At 68.0% G+C, this 15,670-nt stretch carries 15 protein-coding genes; 11 read left to right on the plus strand and 4 right to left on the minus strand.

The genetic code is table 11. The features are described 5' to 3' along the window. Positions 1–35 precede the first annotated feature (35 nt). Positions 36–920: a LysR family transcriptional regulator gene (locus AC5P6H_RS01610; RefSeq protein WP_014648394.1), complete on the minus strand. Its 885-nt coding sequence runs from the start codon at positions 918–920 to the stop codon at positions 36–38. Positions 921–1,027: 107 nt separating this feature from the next. Between AC5P6H_RS01610 and AC5P6H_RS01615 the strand changes: the two genes are divergently transcribed. Next, entirely contained in the window at positions 1,028–2,086 is a 1,059-nt protein-coding gene (locus AC5P6H_RS01615; RefSeq protein ID WP_014648395.1) for an NAD(P)-dependent alcohol dehydrogenase, read from the plus strand. Positions 2,087–2,208: 122 nt separating this feature from the next. Here AC5P6H_RS01615 and AC5P6H_RS01620 read toward each other — a convergent pair whose 3' ends face one another. After that, positions 2,209–3,573 carry a glutamate--cysteine ligase gene (locus AC5P6H_RS01620; protein ID WP_014648396.1) on the minus strand — a complete coding sequence of 455 codons (1,365 nt, stop codon included), beginning with the start codon at positions 3,571–3,573 and terminating at the stop codon, positions 2,209–2,211. 152 nt (positions 3,574–3,725) lie between these two features. Here AC5P6H_RS01620 and AC5P6H_RS01625 point away from each other — a divergent pair, with 152 nt between their 5' ends. From AC5P6H_RS01625 to AC5P6H_RS01635, 3 genes are all read left to right on the plus strand, one after another. Then, positions 3,726–4,430 (plus strand): VIT1/CCC1 transporter family protein, encoded by a 705-nt coding sequence (locus tag AC5P6H_RS01625; protein ID WP_014648397.1) that lies wholly within the window; start codon positions 3,726–3,728, stop codon positions 4,428–4,430. Beyond that, positions 4,427–5,251 (plus strand): helix-turn-helix transcriptional regulator, encoded by an 825-nt coding sequence (locus AC5P6H_RS01630; protein WP_069117884.1) that lies wholly within the window; start codon positions 4,427–4,429, stop codon positions 5,249–5,251. Before AC5P6H_RS01625 ends, AC5P6H_RS01630 begins: the two co-directional genes overlap by 4 nt. 708 nt (positions 5,252–5,959) lie before the next feature. Then, positions 5,960–6,931 (plus strand): MBL fold metallo-hydrolase, encoded by a 972-nt coding sequence (locus tag AC5P6H_RS01635; RefSeq protein WP_046432495.1) that lies wholly within the window; start codon positions 5,960–5,962, stop codon positions 6,929–6,931. 72 nt (positions 6,932–7,003) lie between these two features. On the opposite strand, the gene yihA is transcribed toward AC5P6H_RS01635, so the two are convergent. After that, the gene (gene yihA, locus AC5P6H_RS01640) at positions 7,004–7,606 is read right to left on the minus strand and encodes a ribosome biogenesis GTP-binding protein YihA/YsxC (protein WP_005411022.1); all 603 of its coding nucleotides are present in this window, start codon (positions 7,604–7,606) and stop codon (positions 7,004–7,006) included. Between the two features lie 156 nt (positions 7,607–7,762). On the opposite strand from yihA, the gene AC5P6H_RS01645 reads away from it, so the two are divergent. From AC5P6H_RS01645 to AC5P6H_RS01660, 4 genes are all read left to right on the plus strand, one after another. Beyond that, positions 7,763–8,563, plus strand: coding sequence for a c-type cytochrome (locus AC5P6H_RS01645; RefSeq protein WP_495202261.1), 801 nt, complete (start codon positions 7,763–7,765; stop codon positions 8,561–8,563). Between the two features lie 106 nt (positions 8,564–8,669). Continuing rightward, the gene (locus AC5P6H_RS01650) at positions 8,670–9,320 is read left to right on the plus strand and encodes a thiol:disulfide interchange protein DsbA/DsbL (RefSeq protein ID WP_032960695.1); all 651 of its coding nucleotides are present in this window, start codon (positions 8,670–8,672) and stop codon (positions 9,318–9,320) included. Between the two features lie 107 nt (positions 9,321–9,427). Then, positions 9,428–10,261, plus strand: a complete 834-nt coding sequence (locus tag AC5P6H_RS01655) for a thiol:disulfide interchange protein DsbA/DsbL (RefSeq protein ID WP_014648402.1) — start codon at positions 9,428–9,430, stop codon at positions 10,259–10,261. A 53-nt stretch (positions 10,262–10,314) separates the two neighbouring features. Then, positions 10,315–11,052, plus strand: coding sequence for an endonuclease/exonuclease/phosphatase family protein (locus AC5P6H_RS01660; protein WP_021202520.1), 738 nt, complete (start codon positions 10,315–10,317; stop codon positions 11,050–11,052). Positions 11,053–11,164: 112 nt separating this feature from the next. On the opposite strand, the gene AC5P6H_RS01665 is transcribed toward AC5P6H_RS01660, so the two are convergent. Next, positions 11,165–12,034, minus strand: a complete 870-nt coding sequence (locus AC5P6H_RS01665; RefSeq protein WP_495202262.1) for an EamA family transporter — start codon at positions 12,032–12,034, stop codon at positions 11,165–11,167. A 72-nt stretch (positions 12,035–12,106) separates the two neighbouring features. On the opposite strand from AC5P6H_RS01665, the gene AC5P6H_RS01670 reads away from it, so the two are divergent. The 3 genes from AC5P6H_RS01670 (at position 12,107) to fhuE (ending at position 15,542) form a co-directional block, all read left to right on the plus strand. Beyond that, positions 12,107–12,589, plus strand: a complete 483-nt coding sequence (locus AC5P6H_RS01670; RefSeq protein ID WP_134809288.1) for an Lrp/AsnC family transcriptional regulator — start codon at positions 12,107–12,109, stop codon at positions 12,587–12,589. Between the two features lie 77 nt (positions 12,590–12,666). After that, positions 12,667–13,218, plus strand: a complete 552-nt coding sequence (locus AC5P6H_RS01675; RefSeq protein ID WP_111205678.1) for a M23 family metallopeptidase — start codon at positions 12,667–12,669, stop codon at positions 13,216–13,218. A gap of 185 nt (positions 13,219–13,403) precedes the next feature. Further along, positions 13,404–15,542, plus strand: coding sequence for a ferric-rhodotorulic acid/ferric-coprogen receptor FhuE (fhuE, locus tag AC5P6H_RS01680; RefSeq protein WP_495202263.1), 2,139 nt, complete (start codon positions 13,404–13,406; stop codon positions 15,540–15,542). Positions 15,543–15,670: the final 128 nt, after the last annotated feature.

Raw genomic sequence — 15,670 nt, forward strand, 5'->3', positions numbered from 1 at the left:
CGACCGTTGGTCGGCACCACGTCATCCATCGCAACTCACTCGCGCAACATATCCACGAACGCACGCAACGCGCCCGGCATCTGCCGCTGCTTCGGGTAGTACAGCGCGAAGCCGGCAAACGGCTCGCTCCAGTCTTCCAGCACCGCCACCATCTGCCCCGATTCGATGTACGGCCTTGCCGTGTCTTCCAGCACGTACGCCAGGCCGATGCCATCCAGAACGGCGCGCACGATCGTGCCCTGCTCGCACAGGGTCAACCGCCCGGGCACGTCGATCTCCAGCGCCTGCCCATCGCGCTCGAACTGCCACTTGTACAGGTGCCCACTGGCGAAGCGGAAGCGGATGCATTCGTGCGCGGCCAGGTCGCGCGGATGCTGCGGTGCCGGCCGACGCCGCAGGTAGTCCGGCGAGCCGACGATCAGCCCGCGCAGTGGCGGCCCCATCGGCACCGCCACCATGTCCTCCGGCACGAACTCATGCAGGCGCACGCCGGCGTCGTAGCCCTCGGCGACGATGTCGACCAGGCCGTCATTTTCGGTCAGCTCCACCCGCACGTCGGGATGGGCGTGCAGGAAGCGCGCCAGCCTCGGCCCCAACTGGGTCGGTACCGCCGCGCGGGTGGCGTTGATGCGCAGCAGGCCGGCCGGGGCTGCGCGGAAGTGGTTCATTTCTTCCAGTGCGTCGTGCACCTGCCCCAACGCCGGCTGCAGGCGCTCCAGCAGGCGCTGCCCGGCCTCGGTCAGGGCCACGCTGCGGGTGGTGCGATGGAACAGGCCCACCCCCAACCGTTCCTCCAGCGCGCGGATCGCGTAGCTCACCGCCGAGGTCGACAGCGCCAGCTCGGCGCCGGCACGGCGGAAGCTGCGGTGGCGGGCGACCGCGGCGAACGCGGCCAGGTGGGAGAGGTTGTCAGTGGCCACGATTGTGCAGTTTCACTTGATGAATCATGCCGATATCCGCGCTTCTTGCTGCTGGTTGCGGGGCGTATTGTAAAACGCCTTTCGATAAACCCTGCCAAGGATTCCCCATGTCCCTCGCCCGTGGTTACGCCGCCCATTCCCATACCGACCCGCTGGTCCCGTACGAGTTCGAACGCCGCGCGGTCGGCCCGGACGACGTGCGCATCGAGATCCTCTACAGCGGCATCTGCCATTCCGACCTGCACCAGGCCCGCGATGACTGGGGTGGCTCGATCTACCCGATGGTGCCGGGCCACGAGATCATCGGCCGGGTGACCGAAGTCGGCAGCAACGTCACCCGCTTCAAGGTTGGCGACCACGCCGGCGTCGGCTGCATGGTCGACTCGTGCCGCCACTGCGACGCCTGTGAGCACGATCTGGAGCAATATTGCGCCGAAGGCGCGACCTGGACCTACAACGGCCGTGAACGCGAAACCGGCGCGCCGACCTACGGCGGCTATTCCGACCACGTGGTGGTCGAGCAGCGCTTCGTGGTGAAGGTGTCCGACACCCTCGACCTGAAGGCGGCCGCCCCGCTGTTGTGCGCCGGCATCACCACCTGGTCGCCGCTGCGCCACTGGAAGGTCGGCCCGGGGCAGAAGGTGGGCGTGATCGGTCTCGGTGGCCTCGGCCACATGGGCGTGAAGTTCGCCAAGGCACTGGGCGCGCACGTCGTGATGATCACCACCACGCCGGAAAAGGGTGCCGATGCCAAGCGCCTGGGCGCCGATGAGGTACTGGTCTCGCGCGATGCCGCGCAGATGAAGGCGCACGCCGGCAGCTTCGACTTCCTGCTCAACACCATCCCGGTCGGCCATGACACCAACCCGTACATGGGCCTGCTCAAGCGCGAGGCCACCATGTGCCTGGTCGGCGTGCTGACCGAACTGGACCCGCCGCTGACCGGCGGCAGCGTGATCTTCGGCCGCAAACACCTGACCGGCTCGGCAATCGGCGGCATGGCCGAAACCCAGGAAATGATGGACTTCTGTGCCGAGCACGGCATCGTCAGCGACGTCGAGATCATCGACATCAAGAACGTCAACGAAGCCTGGGAACGCATGGCGAAGAACGATGTGCGCTACCGCTTCGTGATCGACATGGCGACGATGCAGAACGCCGCCTGATCCAGGGCAGATGCGAAAAAGAAAAACCCCGGCAATGCCGGGGTTTTTCTTCTGGTAGTGCCGGCCGCTGGCCGGCAACCCCATACATCTGCCAGCCAGCGGCCGACACTACCGCAATCCACTCAGTACGCGAACTCGCGGAACACCGGATCGACGTCGCCGTGCCAGCGGCCATGGAACAGCGCCAGCTTGCGCTCGGCCGGGGTCAGGCCGGATTCGACGATCTCCTGCAGCACGTCCAGGAACTTGCTCTCGTCCTGGCCGTCGGCATTGCGCGCCGCACGGCGCCTGAGGCCTTCGACGGAAATCTTCACCGCTTCGCGGGCCAGGTCGCGCACCGTGCCATTGCGGAACGGCAGGTTCATCGCATGCTTCGGCACGCCGTCGCGCAGTGCATGGCGCTCGGCCAGGGTGAAATCGCGTACCAGGTCCCAGGCGGCATCCAGTGCGGTGTCGTCATACAACAGGCCCACCCAGAATGCCGGCAGCGCACACAGGCGGCTCCACGGGCCACCATCGGCACCGCGCATTTCCAGGTACTTCTTCAGGCGCACTTCCGGGAACGCGGTGGTCATGTGGTCCGACCAGTCGCGCAGCGTCGGCAGCGCACCCGGCAGCACCGGCAGCCTGGCCTGCATGAAATCGCGGAAGCTCTGCCCGCTGGCGTCGTGGTAGATGCCATCGCGGTAGGAGAAATACATCGGCACGTCGAGCAGGTAGTCGACATAGCGCTCGTAACCAAAACCATCCTCGAACACGAAGTCGAGCATGCCGGTGCGGTCGGCGTCGGTGTCGGTCCAGATGTGCGAGCGGTAGCTCAGGTAGCCGTTCGGCTTGCCTTCGGTGAACGGCGAATCGGCGAACAGCGCGGTGGCGATCGGCTGCAGCGCCAGCGACACGCGGAACTTCTTCACCATGTCCGCTTCGGTGGCGTAGTCCAGGTTCACCTGCACCGTGCAGGTGCGGGTCATCATGTCCAGGCCCAGCGAACCGACCTTGGGCATGTACGAGCGCATGATCTTGTAGCGCCCCTTCGGCATCCAGGGCATTTCATCGCGCTTCCACTTCGGCTGGAAGCCCATGCCGAGGAAACCCAGCTGCAGTTCGCCGGCCACCTGTGCCACTTCGTTGAGGTGGGTGCCGGTCTCCACGCAGGTCTGGTGGATGGTCTCCAGCGCCGCGCCGGACAGTTCCAGCTGTCCAGCCGGTTCCAGCGTCACCGAGGCACCGTCGCGCAGCAGCGCGATCGTGTTGCCGTTTTCCTGCACCGGCTCCCAGCCGAAGCGGACCAGGCCGTTGAGCAACGCTTCGATGCCGCGCTCGCCCTCGAAGGTCGGCGGGCGCAGGTCATCCAGGCGGAACCCGAACTTCTCGTGCTCGGTGCCGATGCGCCACTGCGCGCGGGGCTTCTCGCCGGAGGCGATCACCTCCACCAGCTGCGAGCGGTCGGTAATGGGGGTATCGGCGACGTGGCTGGGGCTCGACAAGGGGAAGGCTCGCTGGACGGTGGCGGGGGATGTGGGGCTCGCGGCCTTCCATCGCAAGGGCGCACTATAGCGTGGCACCCCGTTGCGTCATGCGACGGTGACGGGTTTCAGCATCCTACCGACGCCCTCTTGACCCTCGTACACTCGGCGTCATGAACCGTCATTCGCGACACCCCGAACTGCACCGCTCCGAGCGCGTCGGCTGGTTGCGTGCCGCCGTGCTGGGGGCCAACGATGGCATCGTCTCGGTGGCCGGCCTGGTGGTCGGCGTGGCGGCCAGCGGCGCCTCCGCCACCACTATCCTTGCCACCGGCGTGGCCGGCACCGTGGCCGGCGCGATGTCGATGGCCGCCGGCGAGTATGTGTCGGTGCAGACCCAGGCCGACACCGAAGCGGCCGACCTGGCAATGGAAAAGCGCGAGCTGCGCGAAGACCCGCACAGCGAACTGGAGGAGCTGGCCGCGATCTACCGCCACCGCGGCCTGGAGCCTGCATTGGCCCGGCAGGTGGCCGAACAGCTTACCGCCCACGATGCACTGGGTGCCCACGCCCGCGATGAGCTGGGCATCACTGACACCCTGCGCGCGCGCCCGCTGCAGGCGGCGCTGGCCTCGGCCGGTGCGTTCACCTGCGGTGCGGCGCTGCCGGTGCTGACCGCCCTGCTCGCGCCGACCGACAAGGTTGCGTTGATGACCACGGCCAGCACCCTGCTCGGCCTGTGCCTGACCGGCGCGGTGGCGGCCCAGGCCGGGGGCGCACCGCCTGTACGCGGCGCGGTCCGGGTGATGTTCTGGGGCGCGCTGGCGATGGCTGCGGCGGCCGGCGTCGGTCGCCTGTTCGGTGCCCAGGTGTCATGACCGGCATGCTGCCAGCGGCCACTGCGTTGCTGGCCGAGATGGCCAGCCTGGCCGGCTGCGGGCGCGCCGAGGGCTATGCCTGCATCACCGCACGCCGCGAGCATGGCGCCAGCTCGGTGGAGGTTCCGCAACCGCAGTTCGCGATCCTGCTGGAAGGCCGCAAGCAGGTACGTACCGCACACCAGTCGCTGACGTTCGTTCCCGGCGACATCCTGCTGCTGACCCAGCGGTGCCGCATCGACGTGGTCAACACCCCCGATCCCTGCAGCGGCCGCTACCTCAGTGCCATCGTGCCGCTCTGCACCGAAGTGCTGGCGGCGGCGCGTACGCTCTGGAATGAAGAGCTTCCCGCCCCCGGCCAGGCGATGGCGCGACTGCCGTTGATCGACCATGGCGCGGTGCTGCGCCAGTGGCGGCAATCGCTGCAGGACGGCCGTTACAGCGACGCGCGGCTGGCCCTGGCCTCGCTGGTGCTGACCCTGTGCCGACAGGGCCACGGCAACCTGCTGCTGCCGCAGGCGCCGAGCCTGGGCGAACAGATCCGCGACCGCATCGCCGCCGAACCAGCACGCGACTGGCAATCACGCGATGTGGAAGAACAGTTCGCGCTGAGCGGCGCGACCCTGCGCCGTCGCCTGGCGGCCGAGGACACCAGCCTGCGCCAGCTGCTCACCGAGGCCCGGCTGGCACATGGCATGCAGCTGCTCTACACCACCGACCTGCCGTTGAAGACCGTGGCCGCGCGCGCGGGCTACCGGTCTGCGGCCAGTTTCAGCAAGCGCTTCGCCGAGCAGTACGGGCTGGCTCCGACAGACATTTGAGGGGGTTCGGCAGGGCTGCGCCCTGCACCCGCTACGAGCCAGGGCAACGGCCGAAGCGACAGCAACAGCAACAGCGGCTATCCGTGGGAGGGCGGGGCGATGTGGGTGGGCAGGACACGCCGTAAACCCATCCATGGGGGCTCGATGGCGCCATCCATGGCGCCAACGGTCCTGCCCACCCACACCGCCCCACCTCTGACAGATCTTCGCGGCTGTTAGTAGGTGTCGACCTTGGTCGACACATCTGTCAGATATCGAATGAAACTGTGGGGTCAGATCCGTTTTCCTGCGAAAAACGGATCTGACCCCGCGAGCTGACAGATCGCGAAAAACTGTCGAAGGCGGGGTGGGTCCGGTTGCGGGAGTGTCCGCGGCATGGATGCCGCGGCCAAGCCCCCATGGGTGAGGGCGCTTTGCTTGCGAAGCACTGCTTCGCAAGCGCCCGAACGCCCAGCCGCCAGCGACTGGGCCGGACCGCGGAGCGGGGTTTACGGCGTCTCCCGCAACCGGACCCACCCCGCCATCCCAGATAGCCCGCTGTCGCTGTTGCTGTTGCTTCGGCCGTTGCCGTTGCCTCTGCGGGTGCAGGGCGCAGCCCTGCAGCCCCCCCTTCCCTGAGCATTCCGCGCAGTGGTTTGAGCGCCGTGCACACGCCGGCCACGGCACGCTGGGCACAACGGAACCGCCCGTCATCCACCGAGAACCGCCATGATCCTGCGTCCCCTGCCGCTGCGCGGCGCCCTGCTGCTGGCCCTGTCGTCCCTGCCGCTGGCTGCACTGGCCGAAGCCACCTCGCCCGCTCCCACCCAGCAGGTGCCCGGCGTCTACCACCAGCGCGTTGGTGCGCTGCAGGTCACCGCCCTGTTCGACGGCGTGGTCGCGCTGGGCCGGCAGGAAGTGGTCGACGTGCCGCCGACACTGGTCAGCCGCCTGTTGGAAGGCCGCTACGTACCGGAAGACAAGAAGGGCCTGCAGACCGCGATCAACGCCTTCCTGGTGCGCCAGGGCAACCACCTGACCCTGGTCGATACCGGCACCGCGCAGTGCTTCGGCCCCGGCCTGGGCCAGGTGCTGGGCAACCTGCGCGCCTCCGGCGTGGACCCGGCCGAGGTGGACGAGGTGCTGCTGACCCACGCCCACCCGGACCATCTGTGCGGCGTGCTCGACGCGCAGGGCAAGCCGGCCTACCCGAATGCCACGGTGTGGCTGTCCAAGGCCGATGCCGATTACTGGCTCAGCCCGGCCAGCGAGGCCACGGCGCCGAAGGGCGTGCGCTTCGCCTTCCCGCTGGCACGCAACGCGGTCGCGCCCTACCAGGCCAGCGGCCACCTGCGCACGTTCAGCCCCGGCGATGCCCTGCCCGGTGGCGCGGTGGCGATGGACACCCACGGCCATACCCCCGGCCATGTCTCCTACCGGTTCGACAGCCAGGGCCAGTCACTGCTGGTGTGGGGTGATGTGCTGCACTTCCATGCGGTGCAGTTCGCGCACCCGGAAGCGGCATTCGAGGCCGATTCGGACCGCAAGGCGGCCATCGCCAGCCGTCGCGGGCTGCTGCAGCAGGCCACCGCCAACGGTTGGTGGGTGGCCGGTGCGCACCTGCCGTTCCCGGGCCTGGGCCATGTGCGTGGCGAGGGCCAGGCCTATGCGTGGGTGCCGGCGGAGTATTCGCCGTTGTGAGGGTGTGCCGACCAAGGTCGGCACCCACCCGATCAGGTAGCGCCCGGCTGCCAGCCGGGCGACCGGAGAGCCTTATTCCAGCCCCAGCCAGCCGCCGATCACGCCGCGGGCTTCGTCCACGCCGGTACGGTCTTCGCCGGAGAACACCTGCACGCTGACGCTGTCACCGTAAGCCGATTGCAGCTCCTTGCGCACCTTCTGCAGGGACTGCATCTGCTGGCTGCGGCTGAGCTTGTCGGCCTTGGTCAGCAACGCGTGCGCCGGCAGGCCACGCTGCACGGCATAGGACAGCATCTGCCGGTCGTAGTCCTTCAGGGGGTGGCGGATGTCCATCACCACCACCAGGCCCTTGAGGGCCTCGCGGGTGCGGAAATACTTGTCAATGAAGGCCTGCCAGTGCGCCTGCAGGTCCAGCGGCACCTTGGCGTAGCCGTAACCGGGCAGGTCGACCAGATGCGCTTCCGGGGTGACCTGGAAGAACACCAGCTGCTGGGTGCGGCCGGGGGTCTTGGAGACACGGGCCAGGGCGTTCTGGCGGGTCAGCGCGTTGAGCGCGCTGGACTTGCCGGCGTTGGAGCGGCCGGCGAAGGCCACTTCAGCCCCTTCGTCGGGCGGCAGCTGCCGCACGTTGTGGGCCGAAAGGTGGTAACGGGCGCGTTCGATGAGCAATGACATGTGCCTAGGATCGCATGTTGCGGCGCCGCGCGCCCGTGCCGGCGGCCGCTGCGGCCATTTTGCTGCACTGCTGCGTTGACCGTGCGCGGAAACGCCGTTGATAATCCGGGCGATGCCGGCGGCCACCGTCCGGCCCGGTCCATACGGAGCTTCAGCATGCGCCACGCTCGCGTTCTTGCCGTATCCGCCCTTGCCACTGCTGTAGTCGTTGCCGCTGCTGCGTTCGCGCAGACCACGTTGACCCCGCTGCCCGACAACGGGCCGATCAATACCGCCTCGCTGGAGGTGGACTTCAGCAAGACCCACTGGGGCGATGCCAAGGCCGGCCAGACCAAGGCGACGGCCTGCGCGGCCTGCCATGGTGCCGACGGCAACTCCACGGTGGAGATGTACCCGTCCATTGCCGGCCAGAGCGAGCGCTACGTGGCCCAGCAGATGGCCCTGATCGCCAACGGCCAGCGCAGTTCCGGCGCGGCGGTGGCGATGGTGCCGTTCGTGCAGAACCTCACCCCGCAGGACATGCGCGATATCGGCGCCTACTTCGCCACGCAGAAGGCCAACGCCGGCATCGCCGATGACACGGCAGTGACCGATGGCCCCTACAAGGGCATGAAGTTCTACGAGATCGGCCAGCAGCTGTACCGCGGCGGCGATGCCAAGCGCGGCCTGCTGGCCTGCATGGCCTGCCACGGCCCCAGCGGTGCCGGCAATCCCGGCCCGGCCTATCCGCACCTCGGTGGGCAGCACGCCAGCTATGTCGCGCGCCGCCTGCAGGAGTACCAGGCCGGCCAGACCAACGAGACCGACAAGGCGCACTTCCAGATCATGGCCACGGTCGCGCAGAAGCTCAGCGAGCAGGAGGTGCAGGCGCTGTCGAGCTACCTGCAGGGTCTGCACAACAAGGCCGACGATGTGGCCGCTGCGGCCACGCCGACGCAACCGGCTGCCGCCCCCTGACCACCACTGGTCGGCCCGGGCCGCGACGCCGGCCCACGGCTGCGGTATGTTTCCTTCACGCCGGCGACCGCGCCGGCGTTGCTTTTTTCAACGGAGATGCGTGTCGATGAGGTTGATTTCCCGCCTGCTGTTGTCCGTGCTGGTGCTGCTGCCGCTGGCAGCCTGCGCCGCCACCCCCGCCAATGCCCCGCTGGTCGAGGGCAAAGACTACGAGCGCATCGCCCAGCCGGGCCCGTTCCAGCCGCTGGCCGGCAAGATCGAGGTGGTCGAGGTCTTCGGCTACACCTGCCCGCACTGCGCCCATTTCGAGCCACAACTGGAAGCCTGGGCGGCCAAGCTGCCGGCCGACGTGCGCTTCACCCCGGTCCCGGCCGCCTTCGGTGGCGCCTGGGATGCCTGGGCACTGGCCTACTACGCCGCCGACGAAGTCGGCGTGGCCAAGCGCAGCCACGCTGCCGTGTTCAAGGCCCTGCACGAGCAGGGATCGCTGCCGATGCAGAACGTCTCGGCCGATGAGCTCGCCACGTTCTACAAGGCCTACGGCGTGACCCCGGACCGCTACCTCCAGGCGCTGCGCGGCGATGCCGTGCAGAAGAAGGTCGAGGCCGCGCGCGCGTTCGCCCAGCGCACCAAGATCCCGGGCACCCCGGCCATCATCATCAACGGCCAGTACCTGGTGCGGGGCAACAGCTTCGACGACCAGCTGCGCATCGCCTCGGCGCTGATCGCGCAGGCCCGCGCCGCCCGCGGCCGCTGAACCAACGCCCACCCTCGACACGGCGCTGTCGCCGCCGCATGTCATCATTTCCCCCTGGCTGGCGCCTGGCGCCGGCCCCCACCTTTCCAGATGCTGGAGACGTTTCCATGAAGATCCGTTACGCCCTCGCCCTCGCAGCGCTGCTGCCGATCCTGGCTGCCTGCAAGGCTGATGACGGCAGCACCAACACCACCGCGGCCCCGGCCGCACCGGCAGCCGCCCCGGCCACCGCCGAACCGGCCGCTGCGCCGGCCACGGGCAGCGAAGGCACCGCTCCGGCTGCCGCCGAAGGCGAAAAGGCCCCGGCCGAAGCCGCCCCCGCCGCGGCGCCGGCCCCGACCACCGCCGCGCTGACCGGCCCGGCCCCGGTGGAAGGCGCCGATTACCAGGTGATCCCGAACGGCCAGCCGTTCCAGCCGGCTGCCGGCAAGATCGAAGTGACCGAGATCTTCGGCTACGTCTGCCCGGCCTGCGCCGCATTCCAGCCGCTGGTCGGCCCGTGGAAGGCCGGCCTGCCCAGCGACGTGAACTTCGTCTACGTGCCGGCTATGTTCGGCGGCACCTGGGATGACTACGCCCGTGCCTTCTACGCCGCGCAGACCCTGGGCGTGCAGGAGAAGACCCACGAAGCGCTGTACGCCGCCATCCACTCGCAGAAGACCCTGAAGGGCGAGCGCGGCCGTGACTCGGTGGAAGACATCGCCAAGTTCTACGCCGCCTATGGCGTGGATCCGAAGCAGTTCGCCGCCACCATGGGCAGCTTCGCGGTGAACGCCAAGACCAACTCGGCCAAGCAGTTCGCCCAGCGCAGCCAGATCAGCGGCACCCCGTCGATCATCGTCAACGGCAAGTACCTGGTGAAGGGCAAGAGCTTCCCGGACATGCTGCGCATCGCCGACCACCTGATCGCCCGCGAACGCGGTGCGGCCCAGGCTCACTGATCCAAGAGAAGCATTTCCCGGCCGTGAATTCCCCCCGTACACGGACCCTGCGCTTGCTGACGGCCAACATCCAGGCCGGCTCAAGTACCCGCCGCTACAGCGACTATGTGACCCGCAGCTGGTCACATGCGCTGCCGGCGGGGCGCAAGCGCAGCAGCCTGGACGCGATCGCCACCCTGGCGCGCGACCATGACATCGTCGGCCTGCAGGAGGCCGACCCGGGCAGCCTGCGCTCGGGCTTCACCAACCAGACCCACTACCTGGCCCAGCGCGCCGGCTTCAACTACTGGAGCCACCAGCCGAACCGGCGCATGGGCGGCGTGGCGTCCAGTGCCAATGGCCTGCTGAGCAAGCTGGAACCGGTGGAAGTGCAGGACCATGCCCTGCCCGGCCGCATCGGCGGGCGCGGCGTGCTGCTGGCCAAGTTCGGCGACGGTACCGATGGCCTGGCGGTGGCGGTGGCGCATCTGTCATTGGGCGCGGGCTCGCGGATGTCGCAGCTGGGCTTCATCGCCGAGCTGCTGTCCGACCACCCCAACGCGGTGCTGATGGGCGACTTCAACTGCCTGGCCGAACGCCCGGAAATGCAGGTGCTGTACCAGAAGACCCGGCTGCAGCCCCCGGGCTGCATCGTGCCGACCTTCCCCAGCTGGCGCCCCGACCGCGCCATCGACCACATCCTGGTCAGCAGTGGCCTGCAGACTCGTACCGTGGAAGCCGTACCAGCCGCGTTCTCCGATCACCTCGCCCTGGCGATGCAGATCGACGTCCCGGCCGACGCCCTGCGCTGACCCGCCGTTACGGTAGGTGCGGACCGTTGGTCCGCACGCTCTGCGCCGGGCGCCGCCCGGCGCCCCCCTAAATTGGGGCATAAACGACTTAATCCCCTCCGTCCCCTTTTTTTCAGGCGGTGACGGGTACCTTCAGGCGCCGCGCGGTCATCGTGCTGCCCACCGAGGCCAGCACCGTGCAGCCGATCGCCAGCCACTGCAGCCCATGCAGGTGCTCGTGCAGCAGCAGCATCGCCCACAGCGCGGCCACCGCCGGTTCCATGCTGATCAGGATGCCGAAGGTCTCCTTCGGCAGGCGCTTGAGCGCCATCATCTCCAGTGACATCGGGATCGCGCTGGACACCAGCGCCACCAGCAGCCCGGCGGCCAGGATCTTCGGGTCGAGCAGCGCGGCACCGGCATGCACCACGCCCACCGGCACCACTACCAGGGATGCCGCCAGCAGCCCCAGCGACACCGAATGCCCGGCATGCAGGTGGCCGGCACGCTTGCCGAACACGATGTACAGGCCCCAGCACGCCGCAGCCCCCATCGCATACAGCACGCCAGCGGGATCCAGCGCCGGACCACCGCCGATCGGCAGCAGCAACAGCAGCCCCACCGCCGCACAGCCCACCCAGAGGAAATCGATCGGCCGTCGCGACGACAGCATGGCCACCGTCAGCGGCCCGGTGAATTCGATGGCCACCGCGATGCCGAAGGGAATGGTGCGCAGGGCCATGTAGAACAGCAGGTTCATCAGGCCCAGGGTGAGGCCGTAGCGCAGGATGGTGATCGCATCCGGGCGGCTGGTCTTCCAGCGCCACGGCCGCCAGAACAGCAGCAACAACAGCGCCGAGAAGCCCACGCGCAGCGCGCTGGTGCCCTGCGCGCCGATCAGCGGGAACAGGTGTTTTGCGTAGGAGGTGCCGATGGCCAGCGAGGTGACCGAGCCGAGCACCGCCAGCGCCGGCAACATCGGCGCGAGTCGTGAGGTCTGCATGGGCAAAGTCTATTGCGCCAGCGCCGAGCACTTGGCTCAATTGACGGCCCGTTCGTGCAACTTCTGCTCGCCATGGCCACCGCCCCCGTGCTCGACAGCTTCGACCGCGCCATCCTCGACCTGCTGCAGCGGGACAACACCCTGCCGCAGCGCGAAATCGCCGAGGCCGTGCACCTGTCCACGCCGGCCGTGCAGCGCCGCATCAAGCGCCTGCAGGACAGCGGCGTGATCGCGGCCAATGTGGCGGTGATCGCCGCCGCCCAGGTCGGGCGGCCACTGACCATCATCGTCGAAGTGCGCGTGGTCAGCGAGCAACGTGATCACGTGGCGCCGTTCAAGCGCCGCGTGCAGGACGACCCGGCGGTGCAGCAGTGCTACGCGATCACCGGCGATGGCGATTTCCTGCTGCTGCTTTCGGCGGCGTCGATGGAAGAGTACGAGGCCATAACCGAGCGGTTGTTCGGCGGCGATGACAACATCGAACGCTTCAGAACGTCGGTGGCACTGGGGACGTTGAAGCGGAGTTTCGAAGTGCCGCTGCTGCCAGGCCTGTAGAGTCGAGCCATGCTCGACTGCCTTCTGATCGCAACGCAACAGCAGTCGAGCATGGCTCGACTCTACACTTTGAAACCATGAGTACACCGCCCTCCCCCGCCCGTCGCCAGCGCCGCTGGCTGCTGCGTGGCCTAGGGCTGGCCATCGCCATCGTCGCCGCTATGGCGCTGTGGAACAGCCCATGGGCCGCTGCACCGAAGCTGCTGTGGACACTCTCGCGGATGTCTCCGGCCACCGAACTTCCGGTGCCGGTGGAGGGCGTCCGTCCCCGGCAGATCGCCGATACCTTCGGCGCGCCACGTGGCCGTGACCGCTCCCACGCCGGCATCGACATCTTCGCCAAGCGCGGCACCGCGGTGCGCAGCGTCACTGCCGGCGTCATCGCGGACGTCAGCGAGCGCGGCCTCGGTGGCCGCCAGGTCTGGGTGATCGGGCCCGGGCGCGAACGTTACTACTACGCCCATCTGGATGACTGGGCCGAGGGCCTGGCGCGCGGCCAGGTGGTCCAGGCCGGCGACCTGCTCGGGCATGTAGGCGACAGCGGCAATGCCAAGGGCACGCCGCCCCATCTGCACTGGGGCATCTACGGCGCCGATGGCGCGCGCGATCCGCTGCCGCTGCTGCGCTGAACACCATGCGCTGCGTCGCGGCCCGCGTGAGCGCCTACCTCGTTCATGATTTTTAAATAGGAATAGTTCGTATTACTATTTCTTTCATTTCCGGTGGTGCCAGGACGGCCTGCCCGCCCGTTTCCCACCCGTAGCGCCTCGCCTTCTGGATGCCGGCCGAGCGCGCGTGCTCGTCCAGGACCCCCATGACCCGTCCCGCCTTCCGTATCCCGCAACCGCAGCGGCTGTCCGTTGCCGTACTCGTTGCACTCTGCGCCCTGGCCCCGGCCGCCTTCGCCGACACCGCCGCCGATCCGACCACGCTGGACAAGGTGATGGTCAAGGGCGAACGCGCCGAAGGCTATTCGGTGCGCCGCACCTCGGCCGGTACCCGCTTCGACCTGGCACCGCGCGAGATCCCGCAGTCGGTCAGCATCATCAGCCACCAGCGCATCGAAGATCAGAAGCTCGACGACATCATCGACGTGCTGGCCAACACCACCGGCGTGACCAGCACCCAGTCCGACAGCGAGCGCACCGAGTTCTACGCGCGTGGGTTCTACATCGATGCCTACCAGTTCGACGGCCTGCCGACGCAGATGGTGCAGAACTGGAGCTACGGTGACTCCGGCCTGGATCTGGCGCTGTACGACCGCGTGGAAGTGGTGCGCGGCGCCACCGGCCTGCTCAGCGGCGCCGGCAATCCGTCGGCGTCGGTGAACCTGGTGCGCAAGCATGCCGACAGCGCCGAGCTGACCGGCAGCGTGTCGGTGAACGTCGGCAGCTGGGGCCGCACCCGCACCACGGTGGATGTGGGCAGCGCACTCAACGCCAGCGGCAGCGTGCGTGGCCGCGTGATCGGCAGCTACCTGGACACCGACGGCCAGATGGACCGCTACAACCAGCGCAAGACGCTGGGCTACGCCGTCATCGATGCCGACCTGACCCCGGACACCCAGCTGAGCGTGGGCTACGACTACCAGCAGAAGCGCGCCAATGGTGCGACCTGGGGCGGCTTCCCGATGTGGTACGCCGATGGCAGCCCGACCAACTACCCGACCTCGTTCAATCCGTCGCCGGACTGGACCTACTGGGACACCACCAGCAAGCGCGCGTTTGCCACCCTGCAGCACGCCTTCAGCAACGGCTGGAAGTTCAGGATCGGCGCCACCCACAACCGCACCAACGCCGACGACAAGCTGTTCTATCCGTCCTACACCGCGTTCGACAAGGCCACCGGCACCGGCGTCACGCCGATGGCCGGCTTCTACAACACCGAGCGCAAGGTCGATGGCATCGATGGCTACATCGACGGCCCGTTCCAGCTGTTCGGCCGCGAGCACCAGTTCATGGCCGGCCTGAGCTACAACAAGCGCGAATTCGCCAACTACGGTGACTTCCAGATGGGTGGCCCCGGCACCGGCTGGAATCCCTTCAGCTCCTATCTCGACTGGACCGGCAACATCGCCCAGCCGAACTGGAACCCGCTGGCGCTGGCCAGCCAGGGCACCATCACCCAGAAGGCCGGCTATGCCGCCACCCGTCTGTCGCTGGCTGATCCGCTGAAGCTGATCCTCGGTGCGCGCTACACCAACTGGAAGAGCGAAGGCGAGAACGACGACCGCGAACACAAGGTGACCACCCCGTACGCCGGCCTGGTGTATGACATCAACGATACCTACTCCGCGTACGCCAGCTACACCGAGATCTTCCAGCCGCAGACCGCACGTGACCGCAACGACCGTTATCTCGACCCGGTCGACGGCAAGAGCTACGAGGTGGGCGTCAAGGGTGCCTGGTTCGACAACCGGCTGAACGCCTCGCTGGCGGTGTTCCGCATCGAGCAGGACAACGTCGCCCAGGTCACCAGCGAGCCGATCATCGGCCGTCCGGGTGAGTTCGCCTCGATCGCCGCACGCGGCACCGTCAGCCGTGGCTTCGAATTCGAAGTGAACGGCGAACTGGCACCGGGCTGGAACGCGACCTTCGGTGCTTCGCGCTATGTGGCCAAGGACATCAACGGTGCCGACATCAACACCAACCTGCCGCAGACCGCATTGAAGCTGTTCACCAGCTACACCCCGCAGTCGCTGCAGGAACTGACCGTCGGTGGCGGTGCCAACTGGCAGAACCGCATCTATTACGCCGCGCCGGTGGTGGGTCGCTTCGAGCAGGAAGGTTACGCACTGGTCAGCGCCTTCGTGCGTTACCGCATCTCGCCGGAGTTCAGCGTGCAGGCCAACCTCAACAACCTGCTGGACAAGAAGTACCTGTCGCAGATCAACGGCTACGGTGCCTACGGCGATGGCCGCAATGGCTCGCTGACGTTCACCTGGGCGTTCTGATCAGACGCGGGGTTCGCACGCCCCGCACCTGTAGAGCCGAGCCCATGCTCGGCTCAGAGAATCAGCCGAGCGCGGGCTCGGCTCTACACCCGCAAGGCAGCGCCGGAACTGACCGGCGCTGCCACCGT

The sequence above is a fragment of the Stenotrophomonas sp. YJH_SMC_110 genome (assembly GCF_059369255.1).

What these genes read in the sequence shown, in the direction of transcription:
- AC5P6H_RS01615 (WP_014648395.1), top strand. Translation starts at nt 1,028, where the DNA reads ATGTCCCTCGCCCGTGGTTACGCCGCCCATTCCCATACCGACCCGCTG.
- AC5P6H_RS01625 (WP_014648397.1), top strand. Translation starts at nt 3,726, where the DNA reads ATGAACCGTCATTCGCGACACCCCGAACTGCACCGCTCCGAGCGCGTC.
- AC5P6H_RS01630 (WP_069117884.1), top strand. Translation starts at nt 4,427, where the DNA reads ATGACCGGCATGCTGCCAGCGGCCACTGCGTTGCTGGCCGAGATGGCC.
- AC5P6H_RS01635 (WP_046432495.1), top strand. Translation starts at nt 5,960, where the DNA reads ATGATCCTGCGTCCCCTGCCGCTGCGCGGCGCCCTGCTGCTGGCCCTG.
- yihA (WP_005411022.1), bottom strand. Translation starts at nt 7,606, where the DNA reads ATGTCATTGCTCATCGAACGCGCCCGTTACCACCTTTCGGCCCACAAC.
- AC5P6H_RS01645 (WP_495202261.1), top strand. Translation starts at nt 7,763, where the DNA reads ATGCGCCACGCTCGCGTTCTTGCCGTATCCGCCCTTGCCACTGCTGTA.
- AC5P6H_RS01650 (WP_032960695.1), top strand. Translation starts at nt 8,670, where the DNA reads ATGAGGTTGATTTCCCGCCTGCTGTTGTCCGTGCTGGTGCTGCTGCCG.
- AC5P6H_RS01655 (WP_014648402.1), top strand. Translation starts at nt 9,428, where the DNA reads ATGAAGATCCGTTACGCCCTCGCCCTCGCAGCGCTGCTGCCGATCCTG.
- AC5P6H_RS01665 (WP_495202262.1), bottom strand. Translation starts at nt 12,034, where the DNA reads ATGCAGACCTCACGACTCGCGCCGATGTTGCCGGCGCTGGCGGTGCTC.
- AC5P6H_RS01670 (WP_134809288.1), top strand. Translation starts at nt 12,107, where the DNA reads ATGGCCACCGCCCCCGTGCTCGACAGCTTCGACCGCGCCATCCTCGAC.
- AC5P6H_RS01675 (WP_111205678.1), top strand. Translation starts at nt 12,667, where the DNA reads ATGAGTACACCGCCCTCCCCCGCCCGTCGCCAGCGCCGCTGGCTGCTG.
- fhuE (WP_495202263.1), top strand. Translation starts at nt 13,404, where the DNA reads ATGACCCGTCCCGCCTTCCGTATCCCGCAACCGCAGCGGCTGTCCGTT.